The following is a 15,009-nucleotide window of genomic DNA, read 5'->3' on the forward strand; positions in this document are numbered from 1 at the left end:
GCGAGGCTTGCCCGCGAAGGCGGCCTTCACCTTACCGAATACTTCACGGCTAAACCCCGGCCCGAGCCTTCCACATCGTCCGCCAGATCGGCAGCAATGGCGCTGATGGACAGCAAGTCTTCGGAAGCATTGGCCAGCAAGGCTTCGGTGTCGATGTCGGGGCATACAGTGAAGAGCCGGGACCTATTACGGCGCCTCGACGTTTTTTCGTGAGCAGGGGGGAAGTAATAGGAGAAGACGCGGTCGGCAGCTTCTTTAAGTTTATCGGCTTCAAGGGACGCTTGGGAATCGATGTCAGAGTTATCTGCTGGGTTGGTCTTTACCTTGGACATAATGAGTTTCCGATTACAGATTGGCGTTGGTCCATTCGAAATGAATGGCGCTTTTTCTCCGTCTTTTCGGGGGTTCCAGACCCGATCGCTGATTGGCAGCGACCCATAAACAATAACGATCAGCGCAAAACCCCACCAGTCAGCGGCTTCCGGCATTGCTGTAGGCGGCGACGCCAGACTGTGTAGCCTCGCACCGTTCCTGCGGACAAATGTTTAAACACAAATCCCTATTCGGCTCGCGACAGGTTGAAGATTCCCAAAAAGGGACCTATCGTTCCCTTTTTGGGACTCATCGGTTGCCACTGTGAAAAACCTTTCCCTGAGCGAAGCCTTGTTCACGACCACTCAGCAAAAAGTGCTGGGCTTGTTGTTCGGCAAACCCAATCGAAGTTTTTACGCCAACGAAATCGCCCGCTGGGCTCAAGTGGGTAAAGGCAGCCTCATGCGAGAGCTGGATCGGTTGCAACAGGCAGGCGTGTTGACCCTGAGCCGCCAAGGCAACCAGACCCACTATCAGGCCAATCCGCAGTGCCCGATTTATGCTGAGCTGTTGGGCATCGCCCGCAAGACTTTTGGCATTGCCGAGCCTCTGCGTCAGGCGCTTCAACCCTTTGCCGAACAGATCACCTGGGCATTTGTGTACGGTTCAATCGCCAAGGACTCGGCAAACGCATCCAGTGACATTGATCTCATGCTGATCGGTGAAGGCCTGCACTACAGTGAAGTGATGGAGCGGCTTATGCCTCTGGAGGAGCAATTAGGCCGCGTCCTTAATCCGACGCTCTACACCCCCGAAGACTGGGCCGCAAAACTGGCGGCTGAAAACAGCTTCGTCGTGCGGGTAGCGCAGCAGGACAAGATCAACCTGATGGGGGAAAACCCTTTGGAGTCCAAGGATGGGCAGCAACGAGAATCTGGAAAACCTGTTACGTAGCGGTGGGCTGAAAGCCATTCGTGTGCAGCAGCAGATGGCTGGGCTGTAATTATTACTCGTTGAAAACTGCGGTGATCGTTCTGGCCTCTTCGCGAGCAGGCTCGCTCCCACATTGAAATGCGCTCTCCTGTGGGAGCGAGCCTGCTCGCGATGGCGTCGGCATGGTCAACCATTACCCTGACCGTAACGATCCATCTCTGTGCTTGATTGATGCTCCCCACCCAACCCTCCTAAGGTGACTCCCACGACAGCGAACCCGTGGAGTGGTCATGACAACAACAATATCCCCCGACTCGCGATGGACGCGGCGGCGCAGCGAAAAGCAGCGGCGTCTGGCGTTGGTAAAGGATCTTGCCGACGGTGTGGTCCTGCCCACCGACAACATCGTCGCGGCACTGGAAGCTCTGATCCTGCCCGGCGATCGCGTGGTGCTGGAAGGCAATAACCAGAAGCAGGCGGATTTCCTGTCTCGCTCCCTGGCCAAGGCCGATCCCGCCAAGTTGCATGACTTGCACATGATCATGCCCAGCGTCGGCCGCTCCGAGCACCTGGACCTGTTTGAGCGCGGCATCGCCCGCAAGCTCGACTTCTCCTTCGCCGGCACCCAGAGCCTGCGCATCAGCCAATTGCTGGAAGACGGCCTGCTGGAAATCGGTGCGATCCACACCTACATCGAGCTCTATGCGCGGCTGGTGGTCGACCTGATTCCCAACGTCGTGCTCTCGGCCGGTTTCATGGCCGACCGCGCTGGCAACATCTACACCGGCCCGAGCACCGAAGACACCCCCGCCTTGATCGAGCCGGCCGCCTTCAGCGACGGCATTGTCATCGTCCAGGTCAACCAACTGGTGGACGATGTCAGCGACCTGCCACGCGTCGACATTCCCGCGTCCTGGGTCGATTTCGTGGTGGTGGCGGACAAGCCGTTCTACATCGAACCGCTGTTCACCCGCGACCCACGGCACATCAAACCTGTGCACGTGCTGATGGCGATGATGGCGATCCGTGGGATCTACGAAAAACACAACGTTCAGTCGCTGAACCACGGCATCGGTTTCAACACCGCCGCCATCGAATTGATCCTGCCGACCTACGGCGAATCCCTAGGCCTGAAGGGCAAGATCTGCCGCAACTGGACGCTCAATCCGCACCCGACGCTGATCCCGGCGATTGAAAGCGGCTGGGTCGAAAGCGTGCATTGCTTCGGCACTGAATTGGGCATGGAAAACTACATTGCTGCGCGGCCGGACGTGTTCTTCACCGGGCGCGACGGCTCTCTGCGATCCAATCGGATGTTCTGCCAACTCGCCGGGCAATACGCGGTGGACCTGTTCATCGGCGCAACCCTGCAAGTCGATGGCGACGGTCATTCTTCCACCGTGACCCGTGGGCGCCTGGCCGGTTTCGGCGGCGCGCCGAACATGGGCCACGACCCGCGCGGTCGCCGTCATAGCACGCCGGCCTGGCTCGACATGCGCCATGACGACGCGCCCGAAGCCTTGCTCGAACGCGGCAAAAAACTCGTGGTGCAAATGGTCGAGACCTTCCAGGAGGGCGGCAAACCGACCTTCGTCGAAACCCTCGATGCAATAGAAGTCGCGAAGAAAAGCGGCATGCCGCTGGCGCCGATCATGGTCTACGGCGACGACGTCACCCACCTGCTGACTGAAGAAGGCATCGCCTATTTGTACAAGGCCCGCTCCCTTGAAGAGCGCCAGGCGATGATCGCCGCCGTCGCCGGAGTGACCGCCATCGGCCTGCGCCACAACCCGAAAGACACCGCACGCATGCGCCGTGAAGGCTTGATCGCCTTGCCGGAAGACCTCGGCATCCGCCGCACCGACGCCACCCGCGAATTGCTCGCGGCCAAGAGCGTGGCTGATCTGGTCGAGTGGTCCGGTGGCCTCTACAACCCGCCCGCCAAGTTCAGGAGCTGGTAATGCACGCATTCAACCTGCAACCGAAAACGCTTTCCCTGGCTGAACGGCTGGCGGACCTGGCGGTGGACGCATTGATCGACGAAGCGGACCTGTCGCCGAAACCGGCGTTGGTCGACCGTCGTGGCAATGGCGCTCATACCGATTTGCACCTCGGGCTGATGCACGCCTCGGCGCTCTCGCTGTGGCCTGCATTCAAGGAAATGGCGCAAGCGGCCATTGAATCTGGCGAAGTTGGTGTGCCGCTGCGTGAAGCCGTTGGACGGATCGGTCGGGAAGGGGAGCAAGCGATGCTCGCCACGACGGCTGGCGTGAACACCCATCGCGGGGCGATCTGGGCCTTGGGTCTTTTGGTCACCGCCTGCGCGCTTGAGCCTGAATCCAGTGCCGCAGGCCCGATTGCTTTGCGTGCTGCCCGACTCGCGTTAATCGACGACCGTTACGCACCACGTCCACTCAGCCATGGCGCCCAGGTTGCCCAACGCTACGGCGCTCGCGGTGCCCGTGAAGAAGCCCAACTCGGCTTTCCTTCGGTTCTGCAACGCGCACTGCCACAACTCAAACGCAGCCGCGCCTTGGGCCATGGCGAGCAGAACGCCCGGCTCGACGCCTTACTCGCAATCATGACGAACCTGGCCGACACCTGCGTGCTCTACCGCGCCGGCGAACACGGCCTGCAAACCATGCAGCTTGGTGCCCAAGCGGTACTCGATGCGGGCGGCAGTGCCAGCCTCGCCGGTCGCCGCCGCCTGCACGAATTGGACGAACAATTAATCGCATTGAATGCGTCGCCCGGCGGTGCCGCGGATTTGCTCGCCGCCTGCCTGTTTATCGACCGCATCGAGTCGGGAGCTTTCTGATGGAAACCTTATCCTTTGAATTCCCCGCCGGGCAGCCGCCACGGGGCCGCACGCTGGTGGGCTGTGTCGGTTCGGGCGATCTGGAAGTGCTGATCGAACCGGGTCAGGCCGGCAAATTGACGATCAAGGTGCAGACCTCGGTCAATGGCGCCGAACAACGCTGGCAGCACCTGTTTGCACGGATGTTCGACGGCCAGACACCGCCAGCGATGGCCATTGATATCCACGATTTCGGCGCGACCCCCGGCGTGGTGCGCTTGCGTCTGGAACAAGGCTTTGAGGAGATCGGTCATGACTGACAGTAAAGAACTCCTACACAAGCACAGCTTCGTCGAACTCGGCGCCCGGCAACGGGCGAAAGCCTTGCTCGACCCTGGCACCTTCCGCGAATTGCTCGACCCGTTTCAACGCGTCATGTCGCCGTGGCTGTCGCGCCAGGGCGTGGTGCCGCAAGCCGATGACGGCGTGGTGATCGCCAAGGGCAGCATCGGTGGATTGCCGGTGGTGATCGCCGCCATCGAAGGTGCATTTCAGGGCGGCAGCCTCGGTGAGGTCGGCGGGGCGAAGATTGCCGGTGCGCTGGAACTCGCCGCCGAAGACAACCGCAATGGCATTCCCACTCGCGCCGTGTTGCTGCTGGAAACCGGCGGCGTGCGTTTGCAGGAAGCCAATCTTGGGCTGGCGGCGATTGCCGATATTCATGCGGCGATTGTCGACCTGCGCCAGTACCAGCCGGTTATCGGTGTGGTCGCCGGCAGCGTGGGTTGCTTTGGCGGGATGTCGATTGCCGCCGGGTTGTGCAGCTATTTGCTGGTGACTCAGGAAGCGCGGCTTGGCCTCAACGGTCCGCAAGTGATCGAACAGGAAGCCGGGCTTGAGGAGTACGACTCCCGCGACCGTCCTTTCATCTGGAGCCTGACCGGTGGCGAGCAGCGTTTTGCCAGCGGTTTGGTGGACCGTTATGTCGCCGACGACGTGGCGCAGATTCAGCAGCAGGTCGGTGAGTTACTCAAGCAAGGTTTGCCGGCACAGCAACGCAGCCGTCAGGCCGATCTGTTCCTGCAACGGCTGGCCCGTCTGGACGCCGAACCGCAAATCGAGCCGTCAGTGGTTCGCGATCTGTATCAAGGAGAGCGCTCATGAGTTCGTATTCCCTGAGAGGTTTGAACTGGTTCAACGCCTTGAGTGCGGGCGCGAAACCGGTCGAAGGTTTGCCCGCTTCGTTGAAGGTCGCCGACGGTGTATTGGGTGATCAGTCTGTACGGTTTATCGCGGTGGTGGCTGATCCCGACAACCGTTTCGTCCGCGCCCGCAATGGCGAGGTCGGTCTGCTGGAAGGTTGGGGCCTGGCCAAGGCGGTGGATGACGTCATCGCCGAAGACACGGATAAACCGCACAAACGCGCCTTGGTCGCCGTCGTCGATGTGCCGAGCCAGGCTTACGGTCGGCGCGAAGAAGCGCTCGGCATTCATCAGGCCCTGGCGGGTGCGGCAGACAGCTATGCCCGCGCCCGGTTGGCCGGTCATGCGGTGATTGGCTTGCTGGTGGGCAAGGCGATGTCCGGGGCGTTTCTGGCCCATGGGTATCAGGCCAATCGCTTGATTGCCTTGCGTGATCCGGGCGTGATGGTCCATGCGATGGGCAAGGCATCGGCAGCGCGGGTGACGTTGCGCAGCGTCGAAGAACTCGAAGCCCTGGCTTCCAGCGTGCCGCCGATGGCTTATGACATCGACAGCTATGCGAGTCTGGGATTGCTTTGGGAAACCTTGTCGGTAGAGCAGATCGAGCAGCCGACAGCGGCGGATCTGGCGCGGGTGACTGAATGCCTGAACCTTGCCATTGGCGATGTCGCCACCAGCGGACGTGATCTGAGCAGCCGCTTGGGCGCGACCAACCGTGCGGCATCAAGCACCGTTCGCCAATTGCTGAGAGCGCAGTGGTGAATACGTTTCTGGCCCACGACCTGCTTTGGGGCATGACCCCGGAGCAGCTGCCGGTGGACGCGCCTGCATGGGCGATCGAGTCGGTCAGCGCAGGTCAGCCGGTGGTGGTTCGGCGTGCGTTGAGTGCGCCGGATTACATCGCGGTCGGGGTGCGTGGGCGGTTGCGTGAGCAGCGCTTTGCAACGGTGATGTCGATCGCTGCGATTGCTCGTCGCGTCAGACCGGAAGACCTTTGTCATGCCTTGATCGAGCGGGATCTGCCAGCAGTACGCGCCCTCAATGATTTGCGGCCGATGCTCGATGACTTCGGTTGGGCGTGGGGCGTCAGCGGCAGCGCCGGGTTTGAATTGGCCAGCGGTGTTCAGGCGTTGCACGAGGGCAGTGATCTCGACTTGATCCTGCGCACCCCGCAACCGTTGGATCGATTGAAAGCGCAGGCGCTGGTGAAGATTCTGGACACGGCTGCGTGCCAGGTAGACATGCAGTTGCAGACGCCTTTCGGCGCCGTCGCCCTGCGCGAATGGGCTGGTGCTGCCCGCCGGGTTTTGCTGAAAAACGCCCGTGAAGCCTGCCTGGTGATTGATCCTTGGGAGCAAGCAGCGTGAGCAGTTTGCTGGTGTTCCCAGGCCAGGGCGCGCAGCAACCGGGCATGCTCCACCGTTTGCCTCTCGAAACGGTGAATGAGGCCAGTGAAGTGCTGGGCGAAGACGTATTGCGGCTGGATTGCGCCGAGGCGTTGAAATCGACAAGGGCCGTTCAGCTTTGCCTGTTGATTGCCGGCGTCGCGGCTTCACGCCAGTTATCAATGGCAGCGGATTACGTGGCGGGATTGTCCATCGGTGCCTACCCGGCAGCGGTGGTGGCGGGCGCCCTGAGCTTCAGCGATGCGCTGCATCTGGTCAGCCTGCGTGGTGAGCTGATGCAGCAGGCTTATCCTCAGGGCTACGGCATGACCGCGATCATCGGTCTGGATCTGGCGACAGTGGAAGAGTTGCTGGCGCAGGTTCACCGCGTCGATACCCCGGTTTACCTGGCCAATATCAATGCCGATAACCAAGTGGTCATTGCCGGCAGCGATGCGGCGATGAAAGCTGTCGCCGAACTGGCCCGAGGTCGCGGGGCAGGTCTGGCAAAACGATTGGCCGTCAGCGTGCCTTCCCATTGCCCGCTGCTGGAAGCTCCGGCGAAAACCCTGGCCGAAGCCTTCGCCAATGTGCAACTGAAAACACCGACATTGAGTTACCTGAGCGGCAGTCGCGCCCGGCCCGTCATCAACACCGAAGCCTTGCGCGATGACCTGGCTTTCAACATGTGCCGCGTGGTGGATTGGCGCGGCACGGTGCAAAGCGCTTACGAGCGTGGCGTACGTCTACAGATCGAACTGCCGCCCGGTGCGGTGCTGACCGGGCTGGCGCGCCGGGTGTTCGAGCAGGGCACCGTCATTGCCTTCGACGGTGCTCGCCTCGATACCTTGCAGGCGCTGTTGCGTGAGGAGGGAAGCCGCCAACCCTAGACCACCGACTCAAGCCTTCGAACAACAAAAACAACATTCGACGATGCACTTTGAGGACAACAACAATGATTATTTATGGTGTGGCGTTTCTCGCTTTTTGTACCCTGGTGGGTATTTTTGTCGGTGAACTGCTCGGCAAGCTGATTGGCGTACCGGCCAACGTTGGCGGTGTGGGTATTGCGATGCTGCTGTTGATCGGCCTCGGCAGTTACCTGAATAAAAGTGGTTGGTTCAAAGGCAAGACAGAGCAGGGCGTGGAGTTCTGGAGCGCAATTTATATTCCGATCGTCGTCGCCATGGCGGCGCAACAAAACGTCTATGGCGCACTCAAGGGTGGGCCGATGGCGATTCTGGCGGGGACGGCAGCGGTGGTTATCGCCTTTGCCTTGGTGCCGGTGCTGGTACGCATCGGCAACAAGGAACCCGCCTCTGTCATTCCTCCGAAGACGGTAGGGTGATCGCCATGTACGAATCGATGATGAAGGTAATTACCGGTTACGGCCTGATCAGTGGCTTTCTGATTGTCGGCGTGACCATGTGGGTGTCCTACTGGATTTCCAATACGTTCACCAAAGGCCGCTTGCACGGCTCGGCCATCGCCATTTTGCTCGGCCTGTTGTTGTCGTATGTCGGTGGTGCGTTGACCGGTGGCCAGAAAGGCGTGGTGGACATCCCGTTGCTGTCCGGGATCGGCCTGCTGGGCGGTGCCATGTTGCGCGATTTCGCCATTGTGGCCACGGCGTTTGGCGTCAGTGTCGATGAGCTCAAACGTGCCGGTTTTGTTGGAGTACTGGCGTTATTCGTCGGCGTCGGGACGTCGTTCATCGCGGGTGTCGCCGTGGCCATGGCCTTCGGATACACCGATGCGGTCAGCCTGACCACCATTGGTGCCGGGGCTGTGACATATATCGTCGGTCCGGTGACCGGGGCTGCCATCGGTGCCAGTTCCGAGGTCATGGCGCTGTCGATTGCCGCAGGGTTGATCAAAGCCATTCTGGTGATGGTCATGACGCCGTTCGTGGCGCCGATGATTGGTCTGAACAACCCACGCAGTGCGGTGATCTTCGGGGGCTTGATGGGGACATCCAGCGGTGTGGCGGGCGGTTTGGCGGCCACGGATCCGAAACTGGTGCCTTATGGTTGCCTGACCGCCGCGTTCTACACGGCATTGGGCTGTTTACTCGGGCCTTCGTTGCTGTTTCTGATCATGCGCGGATTAATGGGCTGATGCGTTAGAGGGTAAGCCACGCGCCCACAGGATCTGCGCAATGCCTGTAGGAGCGAGGCTTGCCCGCGAAGGGCGCGACAGGGTCTCAGGCCTGGCGATTGGCATACATCCGACACTCCGCCAACAACGCCAGCAGATTCGGATCGCGCTCCTTGGCCTTCAGAAACACCACGCCAATGTGCTGCTGCAACCGATACTTTTCCTGCAACGGAATCAGCTTCACACGGTTCTCATACACCGCCGCAATCCGCCCCGGCAGCAACGCATAACCCACCCCCGAGCTGACCATGCTCAGCAGGGTGAAGATGTCGTTGACCTGCATCGCCACCTTCGGCTCGAACCCCGCCTGCTTGAACACCCGGTTGCCGTCCTGATGCGTGGCAAACCCCTGAGTGAGGGTGATGAAAGTTTCGTCGCGCACTTCGGCCAGGTCGACTTCCGCCCGTTGGGCAAACTTCGAATCCGCTGGCGTGGCCAGGAAGATGTCATCGGAGAACAGTGGAATCTGCTCGCAGTCCGGGTCGTTGACGCTGTCGTCCAGGGACACCAGGATCGCGTCGACCTCCATGTTCTTGAGCTTGTACAGCAGGTCGAAATTCGAGCCGAGGATCAAGTCGATGTTGAGCTCGCTGCGACGTATTTTCAGGCCCATGATCAGCTGCGGCACCGTCTTCACCGTCAGCGAATACAACGAGCCGAGCTTGAAGCGTTCGGCGGAGAACCCGGCCGCTTCGCGGGTCAGGCGCACGGTTTCGACCACGTCCTGAATCAGCTTCTGGGCGCGTTCTTCCAGCACATAAGCGCTTTCCAGCGGTGTCAGGTTGCGGCCTTCATGCTTGAACAACGGGCAGCGCAAGGCGCTTTCCAGCGAGTGAATGGCGCGGTGCACGCTGACGTTGCTGGTCTGCAACTCGGCGGCGGCCCGGGCCAGGTTGCCGGTGCGCATGAAGGCGAGGAACACCTCGAGTTTTTTCAGGGTCAACTCTTCGTCGATCAGCATGGGCGTGACTCTTGGTCGAATGGCTCGATTGTGCACGTATGCGCGGATTTGTGATCTGAAACATTGCGCTTTTAAGCTCAAGGGCTGAGCCTTGCGCGATGTTGTAACGAATATTGAGGTGGGCGACACATGTATCACGGGGAACGATTGAACGCCTGGACGCATTTGGTCGGTGCGGTGGCGGCGATGGTCGGGGTGGTGTGGATGCTGGTGATTGCCAGCATGGACGGCAGCCCGTGGAAGATTGTCAGCGTGGCGATTTACGGATTTACCTTGATGGTGCTTTACAGCGCATCGACCGTTTACCACAGCGTGCGCGGGCGCAAGAAAGCGATCATGCAGAAGGTCGATCACTTTTCGATCTACCTGCTGATTGCCGGCAGTTACACGCCATTCTGTCTTGTGACGCTACGCGGGCCGTGGGGCTGGACCTTGTTCGGAATTGTCTGGGGATTGGCGCTGATCGGCATCCTGCAAGAGATCAAACCGCGTTCGGAAGCGCGGATTCTGTCGATCGTGATCTACGCGGTGATGGGCTGGATCGTGCTGGTGGCGGTCAAGCCGTTGCTGGCGGCGCTGGGCAGCACAGGTTTTGCCTGGCTGGCATCGGGCGGCGTGTTGTACACCGTGGGCATTGTCTTTTTTGCGCTGGACAGTCGTTTGCGTCATGCCCACGGGATCTGGCATCTGTTCGTGATCGCCGGGAGTCTGCTGCACTTCGTGGCGATTATGTTTTATGTCTTGTAGATCGCACCGCAGCTATATGAAAAACCTGTGGGAGCGAGCCTGCTCGCGAAAGCGCCAGGTCAGTCGACATCATCGCTGACTGATCCACCGCATTCGCGAGCAGGCATGCTCCCTCAGGAACACAGGCGATCCAGTTGTGCCTGCGCCCGTCGGCTGAACACCTGCAACAAGTCGCTCAAGGTATGGGGCGGCGGTTCGTCGGCGCGGGTGACCGCATACAACGTGATCGGTAACGCTGGCGCCAGAGGTCGAATCGCCGTGGTGGCGGGGGATGCGCCAAGCGCAGTAAACGGATCGATCACCGCCAACCCGGCACCGGATTCAACCATCGCCCGCGCCAGCGAATAGGTCTGCACGGCGATCCGAACCCGTGGTGGCGGCTCGACCGCCTCAAGGTAGCTGTCGAGCCTGGCCGCCAGCGGATCGGCGCTGGACAGGCCGATCAGCGGCGCGCCGGCCAGTTCGATCAAGGGTAATGGCTGGCCCAAGGCGTCGTCGGTCCAATAGCCCAACGGCGCCAGCGCCACCAACACCCCGCAGGCCAGGGGCTGCGCCTTCAGGCCCGGATGATCCGGCGGTTGCAAGGTCAGCGCGACATCCACTTCGCGCATCAACAAATTCTGCATCAACTCACGGCTGTGGGCGCTGGACAGCTCGCAGACAATGTCCGGGTAGCGTTGCGTCCACTCGTTGATGGCCGGCGGCAGCAGCGACAAGGCCAGCGCCGGGATCGCGCCGATCCTCACGCTGTGACCCGGCTCGCGGCGCAGGCTCTGGGCCAGACGTCGCACGCCTTGCAGGCTTTCGGTGACCTTGTCGACCTCGCGCTCAAGCTCCAGCGCTTCGGGCGTGGCCTGCAATTTACCGCGCACCCGCAGAAATAACGGGAAGCCCAGTTGCTGCTCGGCGTGTTGCAGCACTTTGCTCACCGCCGGCTGCGACACGTGCAGCAACTGCGCGGCGCCGCTGACCGAACCGGTCTGGCGAATGGCCTGGAAAATCTCGATGTGTCGCAGTCGCATGGCAAGTCCATAACCTTTGTTTATGGGTCAGGCATCTTTATGCATTGTTCAAGGTCTGTCACCTGGTCCTAACCTGAAGCCTGTTTCAACAACGGTTAAGGACAGACATGGCTCAGCGGGTTTGCATCATCGGTGGCGGCGTCATCGGCCTGACGACGGCTTACGCACTGGTTCGCGACGGCATCGACGTGACGCTGATCGAGGCCCGGGATTCGCTGGGCAGCGAGACCAGTTTCGCCAACGGCGGCCAGTTGTCCTACCGTTACGTCGCGCCTCTGGCCGATGCCGGCGTGCCGTTGCAGGCGCTTGGCTGGATGCTGCGCGGTGACTCTCCGCTGAAGTTGCGTCCGCGCCTGGACCCGGCGCAATGGCGCTGGATGGGGTCCTTCCTGGCGGCGTGCCGTCGTTCTGTGAATCAGCGCAACGGCGCGCACCTGCTGCGTCTGGCGCTGCTGAGCCAGTCCACGCTGCAAGGCTGGCGGGACGAAGACCGTCTCGACGGCTTCGCCTGGCGGCGCAACGGCAAACTGGTGACGTTTCGTGAAGCCGCGAGTTTTGAGCATGCGCGCCATGGCCTGGCCGATCCGCAACAGCAGCACGTGCTGTCGCGTGCCGAATGCGCACAGTTGGAGCCTGCGCTTGCCGAGGCGCCGTTTGTGGGCGCGATTTATACGCCTGATGAAGAAGTCGCCGATTGCCATGCTTTCTGCCAGCAACTGCTGGCTCGGCTCCAGGCGTCGGGGCGTTGCGAGTTTTTGCTGGGACGCAAGGTCACCGGCATTCGCCACGCGGATGGCGCGGTGCAGGCTGTAGAAATGGGTTCGCACGTGCTGCCGGTCGAGCAACTGGTGATCGCCGCCGGTCATCGCAGTCCGGCGCTGGCGCTGCCCGGCATGCACCTGCCGCTGTATCCGCTCAAGGGCTACAGCCTGACCTTGCCCGTGCGCACCGAACATCGCGCGCCGGAGCTGAGCATCACCGATTACAACCGCAAGATCGTTTATGCCCGCATCGGTGATCAACTGCGCGTGGCGGCGATGGTCGACATCGTCGGTTTCGACCCGGCGCTCGACCCCAAACGTCTGGCGCTGATCAAGCGCCAGGCGCAGGAAACCTTACCCAATGCCGCCGATTACACCGCCGCCATCGAATGGGCCGGCATGCGCCCGGCCACCCCCAGCGGCGTGCCGTTGATCGGGGCCACGGCGTACCGCAACCTGTGGCTCAACCTGGGCCATGGCGCCCTGGGTTTTACCCTGGCTTGCGGCAGCGCCCGGTTGCTCAGCGAGTTGATCGCCCGGCGCGCACCCTCGATTGAAATGCAGGGCCTCGCCCCCCGCGTCGCCTGACTTGAAAAGGAAAAACCGATGAGCATCAACCGTATCAACAGCAACAGCCGGCTCTCTGGCGCGGTGACCTTTGGCGATCTGGTGTTTCTCTCGGGACAGGTTCCGGGTGACAGCCTCGACGTCACCGGCCAAACCGCCGAGGTGCTGGCGAAGATCGATGCGTTGCTGGCCGAAGCTGACAGCGACAAGGATCATCTGCTCAACGCGACCATTTACCTGAACGACATTGGCCGCGACTTTGCCGCCATGAATGAGGTCTGGTCGCAGTGGCTGTCACCGGGCAAAGCGCCAACCCGCACTACTTTGCAGGCGCAACTGGCCCGTCCCGAGGTCCTGGTGGAAATCACCGTGATCGCAGCGCGCCGCTAATCGCTCAACCCACAACGGAGAATAACAATGCAAAAAATCACGTTGATCGGCTGCACCCTCGGTCTGCTGCTCGCCAGTCAGGTCCAGGCCAACGAAACGCCACTGACCGGTACGCTGAACAAGGTTGCCAATGCCAAGAGCATCACGCTGGGCTATCGCGACGCGTCGGTGCCGTTCTCCTACGTGGGTGATCACACGGGGCAGCCGATGGGCTATTCGGTGGACCTGGCGAGCAAGATTGTCGAGCGCATCAAGCAAAAGCTTGAACTGCCGGATCTGCAGGTGAAGTACAACCTGGTGACCTCGCAAACGCGCATTCCGCTGGTGCAGAACGGCACGGTCGACCTTGAGTGCGGCTCCACCGGCGTGACCGCCGAGCGCATGCAGCAAGTGGCGTTTTCCTACGGGTTTATCTACGTGAAGGGTCAGTTGCTCACGGCGAAGGACAGCGGCATCAAGAGTTTCGCTGACCTGCGCGGCAAGAACGTCGTGACCACCGCGGGCACAACGAATGAACGGTTTCTGAAGAGTTACAACGTCGATCACAAGATCGATATGTTCGTGATCAGCGCCAAGGACCATGGCGAGGCTTTCCAGATGCTGCAGTCGGGTCGGGCGGCGGCGTTCTATATGGACGACGCGCTGCTCTATGGTGAACGAGCGAAGGCCCGCGATCCGCATAAGTGGGTGGTGGTGGGTGAGGAGCAGTCGCGGGAAATCTACAGCTGCATGGTGCGCAAGGATGATCCGCAGTTCCTGGCACTGGTCAACTCCACGCTGGCCGACCTGTACAGCTCGGGCGAAATCAACGGCATCTACAACCGCTGGTTCCAACAGCCGATCCCGCCCAAAGGCTTGAACCTGGAATTCCCGATGACCAGCGAGCTGAAAGCCATCATCGCCAAACCGGTGAGTGATCCGGTGCAGTAGTTGCGGACAGATCGTTCCCACGCTCTGCGTGGGAATGCCTCTAGGGACGCTCTGCGTCCAGTGACGCGGAGCGTCACGGGCTGCATTCCCACGCGGAGCGTGGGAACGATCAGAACCTAGAAGTCGCCCCACAGTTGTTGCGCCACCGCTAATGCCACGACGGGTGCGGTTTCGGTGCGCAATACGCGAGGACCGAGGCGGGCGGCGTGAAAACCGCCAGCCTTGGCCTGCTCGACTTCCGCATCGGACAACCCGCCCTCAGGCCCGATCAGAAACGCCAAGGTTGTCGGTTTGGCATGACTCACCAACGGCTCAGCCACCGGATGCAGCACCAGTTTCAACTCAGCCTCGGTCTGCTTCAACCAGTCCGCCAGCAACAGCGGCGGATGAATCACCGGCACCCGTGAACGCCCGCATTGCTCGCACGCGCTGATCGCCACCTGGCGCCAGTGCATCAGGCGTTTGTCGGCGCGTTCATCCTTCAGGCGGACTTCACAGCGGTCGCTGAAGATCGGGGTGATTTCGGTGACGCCCAGTTCAGTGGCTTTCTGAATCGCCCAATCCATGCGCTCGCCTCGGGACAAGCCCTGGCCGAGGTGGATCTGCAAGGGCGACTCGATTTGCCCGGCGAAGCTTTCATCGATCTGCACGACGACGCGCTTCTTGCCGACCTCCACCAGCGTGGCCCGAAACTCATGGCCTGAGCCGTCGAACAATTGCAGCGCATCACCCTCGGCCATCCGCAGGACGCGGCTGATGTAATGGGCCTGGGCCTCGGGCAATTCGTGTTCGCCGGTGCTCAAGGGGGCGTCGATAAAGAAGCGGGACAGTCTCATCTTGGATCT

18 protein-coding genes are annotated in these 15,009 nt (G+C 61.1%); 14 read left to right on the forward strand and 4 right to left on the reverse strand.

Annotated elements, in window-relative coordinates:
* Positions 1-26 precede the first annotated feature (26 nt).
* Positions 27-488, reverse strand: coding sequence for a DUF6124 family protein (locus FHL16_RS34870; RefSeq protein ID WP_371917138.1), 462 nt, complete (start codon positions 486-488; stop codon positions 27-29).
* Between the two features lie 148 nt (positions 489-636).
* Here FHL16_RS34870 and FHL16_RS01280 point away from each other — a divergent pair, with 148 nt between their 5' ends.
* From FHL16_RS01280 to madM, 10 genes are all read left to right on the forward strand, one after another.
* A complete protein-coding gene (locus FHL16_RS01280) occupies positions 637-1,266 on the forward strand; it encodes a nucleotidyltransferase domain-containing protein (protein WP_077747233.1) in 630 nt (209 codons plus the stop codon).
* Between the two features lie 269 nt (positions 1,267-1,535).
* Positions 1,536-3,206, forward strand: a complete 1,671-nt coding sequence (gene mdcA, locus FHL16_RS01285; protein ID WP_077747234.1) for a malonate decarboxylase subunit alpha — start codon at positions 1,536-1,538, stop codon at positions 3,204-3,206.
* Positions 3,206-4,063 (forward strand): triphosphoribosyl-dephospho-CoA synthase, encoded by an 858-nt coding sequence (locus FHL16_RS01290; protein WP_010466883.1) that lies wholly within the window; start codon positions 3,206-3,208, stop codon positions 4,061-4,063. The genes mdcA and FHL16_RS01290 overlap by 1 nt, the downstream gene beginning before the upstream one ends.
* Entirely contained in the window at positions 4,063-4,362 is a 300-nt protein-coding gene (locus FHL16_RS01295) for a malonate decarboxylase subunit delta (protein WP_008026217.1), read from the forward strand. The genes FHL16_RS01290 and FHL16_RS01295 overlap by 1 nt, the downstream gene beginning before the upstream one ends.
* Positions 4,355-5,206: a biotin-independent malonate decarboxylase subunit beta gene (locus tag FHL16_RS01300; protein ID WP_010466884.1), complete on the forward strand. Its 852-nt coding sequence runs from the start codon at positions 4,355-4,357 to the stop codon at positions 5,204-5,206. Before FHL16_RS01295 ends, FHL16_RS01300 begins: the two co-directional genes overlap by 8 nt.
* On the forward strand, positions 5,203-6,006 hold the full coding sequence (mdcE, locus tag FHL16_RS01305; RefSeq protein WP_010466885.1) for a biotin-independent malonate decarboxylase subunit gamma: 804 nt from the start codon (positions 5,203-5,205) through the stop codon (positions 6,004-6,006). Before FHL16_RS01300 ends, mdcE begins: the two co-directional genes overlap by 4 nt.
* Positions 6,000-6,611, forward strand: a complete 612-nt coding sequence (locus tag FHL16_RS01310) for a malonate decarboxylase holo-ACP synthase (protein WP_077747235.1) — start codon at positions 6,000-6,002, stop codon at positions 6,609-6,611. Before mdcE ends, FHL16_RS01310 begins: the two co-directional genes overlap by 7 nt.
* Positions 6,608-7,519, forward strand: coding sequence for a malonate decarboxylase subunit epsilon (mdcH, locus tag FHL16_RS01315; RefSeq protein WP_010466887.1), 912 nt, complete (start codon positions 6,608-6,610; stop codon positions 7,517-7,519). The genes FHL16_RS01310 and mdcH overlap by 4 nt, the downstream gene beginning before the upstream one ends.
* A gap of 65 nt (positions 7,520-7,584) precedes the next feature.
* Positions 7,585-7,977: a malonate transporter subunit MadL gene (gene madL / locus FHL16_RS01320; RefSeq protein ID WP_010466888.1), complete on the forward strand. Its 393-nt coding sequence runs from the start codon at positions 7,585-7,587 to the stop codon at positions 7,975-7,977.
* Between the two features lie 5 nt (positions 7,978-7,982).
* On the forward strand, positions 7,983-8,747 hold the full coding sequence (gene madM / locus FHL16_RS01325) for a malonate transporter subunit MadM (protein ID WP_010466889.1): 765 nt from the start codon (positions 7,983-7,985) through the stop codon (positions 8,745-8,747).
* 85 nt (positions 8,748-8,832) lie between these two features.
* Here the strand turns inward: madM and FHL16_RS01330 are convergent, their stop codons facing one another.
* Complete coding sequence (locus tag FHL16_RS01330) at positions 8,833-9,747, reverse strand: LysR family transcriptional regulator (RefSeq protein ID WP_077747236.1); 915 nt, start codon at positions 9,745-9,747, stop codon at positions 8,833-8,835.
* A gap of 129 nt (positions 9,748-9,876) precedes the next feature.
* Here FHL16_RS01330 and trhA point away from each other — a divergent pair, with 129 nt between their 5' ends.
* Positions 9,877-10,494: a PAQR family membrane homeostasis protein TrhA gene (trhA, locus tag FHL16_RS01335; RefSeq protein WP_010466891.1), complete on the forward strand. Its 618-nt coding sequence runs from the start codon at positions 9,877-9,879 to the stop codon at positions 10,492-10,494.
* Positions 10,495-10,607: 113 nt separating this feature from the next.
* Here trhA and FHL16_RS01345 read toward each other — a convergent pair whose 3' ends face one another.
* Positions 10,608-11,516 carry a LysR family transcriptional regulator gene (locus FHL16_RS01345; RefSeq protein ID WP_077747237.1) on the reverse strand — a complete coding sequence of 303 codons (909 nt, stop codon included), beginning with the start codon at positions 11,514-11,516 and terminating at the stop codon, positions 10,608-10,610.
* A gap of 107 nt (positions 11,517-11,623) precedes the next feature.
* Between FHL16_RS01345 and FHL16_RS01350 the strand changes: the two genes are divergently transcribed.
* From FHL16_RS01350 to FHL16_RS01360, 3 genes are read left to right on the forward strand one after another with little or no spacing between them, the layout of a single operon-like run.
* Positions 11,624-12,865, forward strand: a complete 1,242-nt coding sequence (locus FHL16_RS01350; protein WP_077747238.1) for a D-amino acid dehydrogenase — start codon at positions 11,624-11,626, stop codon at positions 12,863-12,865.
* Positions 12,866-12,883: 18 nt separating this feature from the next.
* Positions 12,884-13,234 carry a RidA family protein gene (locus tag FHL16_RS01355; RefSeq protein WP_010466895.1) on the forward strand — a complete coding sequence of 117 codons (351 nt, stop codon included), beginning with the start codon at positions 12,884-12,886 and terminating at the stop codon, positions 13,232-13,234.
* A 27-nt stretch (positions 13,235-13,261) separates the two neighbouring features.
* Positions 13,262-14,164: a transporter substrate-binding domain-containing protein gene (locus FHL16_RS01360; protein WP_017341248.1), complete on the forward strand. Its 903-nt coding sequence runs from the start codon at positions 13,262-13,264 to the stop codon at positions 14,162-14,164.
* 116 nt (positions 14,165-14,280) lie between these two features.
* On the opposite strand, the gene FHL16_RS01365 is transcribed toward FHL16_RS01360, so the two are convergent.
* Positions 14,281-15,000: a 16S rRNA (uracil(1498)-N(3))-methyltransferase gene (locus FHL16_RS01365; RefSeq protein WP_010466899.1), complete on the reverse strand. Its 720-nt coding sequence runs from the start codon at positions 14,998-15,000 to the stop codon at positions 14,281-14,283.
* Between the last annotated feature and the right edge of the window lie 9 nt (positions 15,001-15,009).

Source organism: Pseudomonas sp. FSL W5-0299 (assembly GCF_005930655.1).
In the GTDB taxonomy this organism is placed as follows: Bacteria; Pseudomonadota; Gammaproteobacteria; order Pseudomonadales; family Pseudomonadaceae; genus Aquipseudomonas; species Aquipseudomonas mandelii.

Coding starts and splice junctions, on each gene's coding strand:
- FHL16_RS34870 (WP_371917138.1), bottom strand. CDS start 488: ATGCCGGAAGCCGCTGACTGGTGGGGTTTTGCGCTGATCGTTATTGTT.
- mdcA (WP_077747234.1), top strand. CDS start 1,536: ATGACAACAACAATATCCCCCGACTCGCGATGGACGCGGCGGCGCAGC.
- FHL16_RS01290 (WP_010466883.1), top strand. CDS start 3,206: ATGCACGCATTCAACCTGCAACCGAAAACGCTTTCCCTGGCTGAACGG.
- FHL16_RS01295 (WP_008026217.1), top strand. CDS start 4,063: ATGGAAACCTTATCCTTTGAATTCCCCGCCGGGCAGCCGCCACGGGGC.
- FHL16_RS01300 (WP_010466884.1), top strand. CDS start 4,355: ATGACTGACAGTAAAGAACTCCTACACAAGCACAGCTTCGTCGAACTC.
- mdcE (WP_010466885.1), top strand. CDS start 5,203: ATGAGTTCGTATTCCCTGAGAGGTTTGAACTGGTTCAACGCCTTGAGT.
- madL (WP_010466888.1), top strand. CDS start 7,585: ATGATTATTTATGGTGTGGCGTTTCTCGCTTTTTGTACCCTGGTGGGT.
- madM (WP_010466889.1), top strand. CDS start 7,983: ATGTACGAATCGATGATGAAGGTAATTACCGGTTACGGCCTGATCAGT.
- FHL16_RS01330 (WP_077747236.1), bottom strand. CDS start 9,747: ATGCTGATCGACGAAGAGTTGACCCTGAAAAAACTCGAGGTGTTCCTC.
- trhA (WP_010466891.1), top strand. CDS start 9,877: ATGTATCACGGGGAACGATTGAACGCCTGGACGCATTTGGTCGGTGCG.
- FHL16_RS01345 (WP_077747237.1), bottom strand. CDS start 11,516: ATGCGACTGCGACACATCGAGATTTTCCAGGCCATTCGCCAGACCGGT.
- FHL16_RS01350 (WP_077747238.1), top strand. CDS start 11,624: ATGGCTCAGCGGGTTTGCATCATCGGTGGCGGCGTCATCGGCCTGACG.
- FHL16_RS01355 (WP_010466895.1), top strand. CDS start 12,884: ATGAGCATCAACCGTATCAACAGCAACAGCCGGCTCTCTGGCGCGGTG.
- FHL16_RS01360 (WP_017341248.1), top strand. CDS start 13,262: ATGCAAAAAATCACGTTGATCGGCTGCACCCTCGGTCTGCTGCTCGCC.
- FHL16_RS01365 (WP_010466899.1), bottom strand. CDS start 15,000: ATGAGACTGTCCCGCTTCTTTATCGACGCCCCCTTGAGCACCGGCGAA.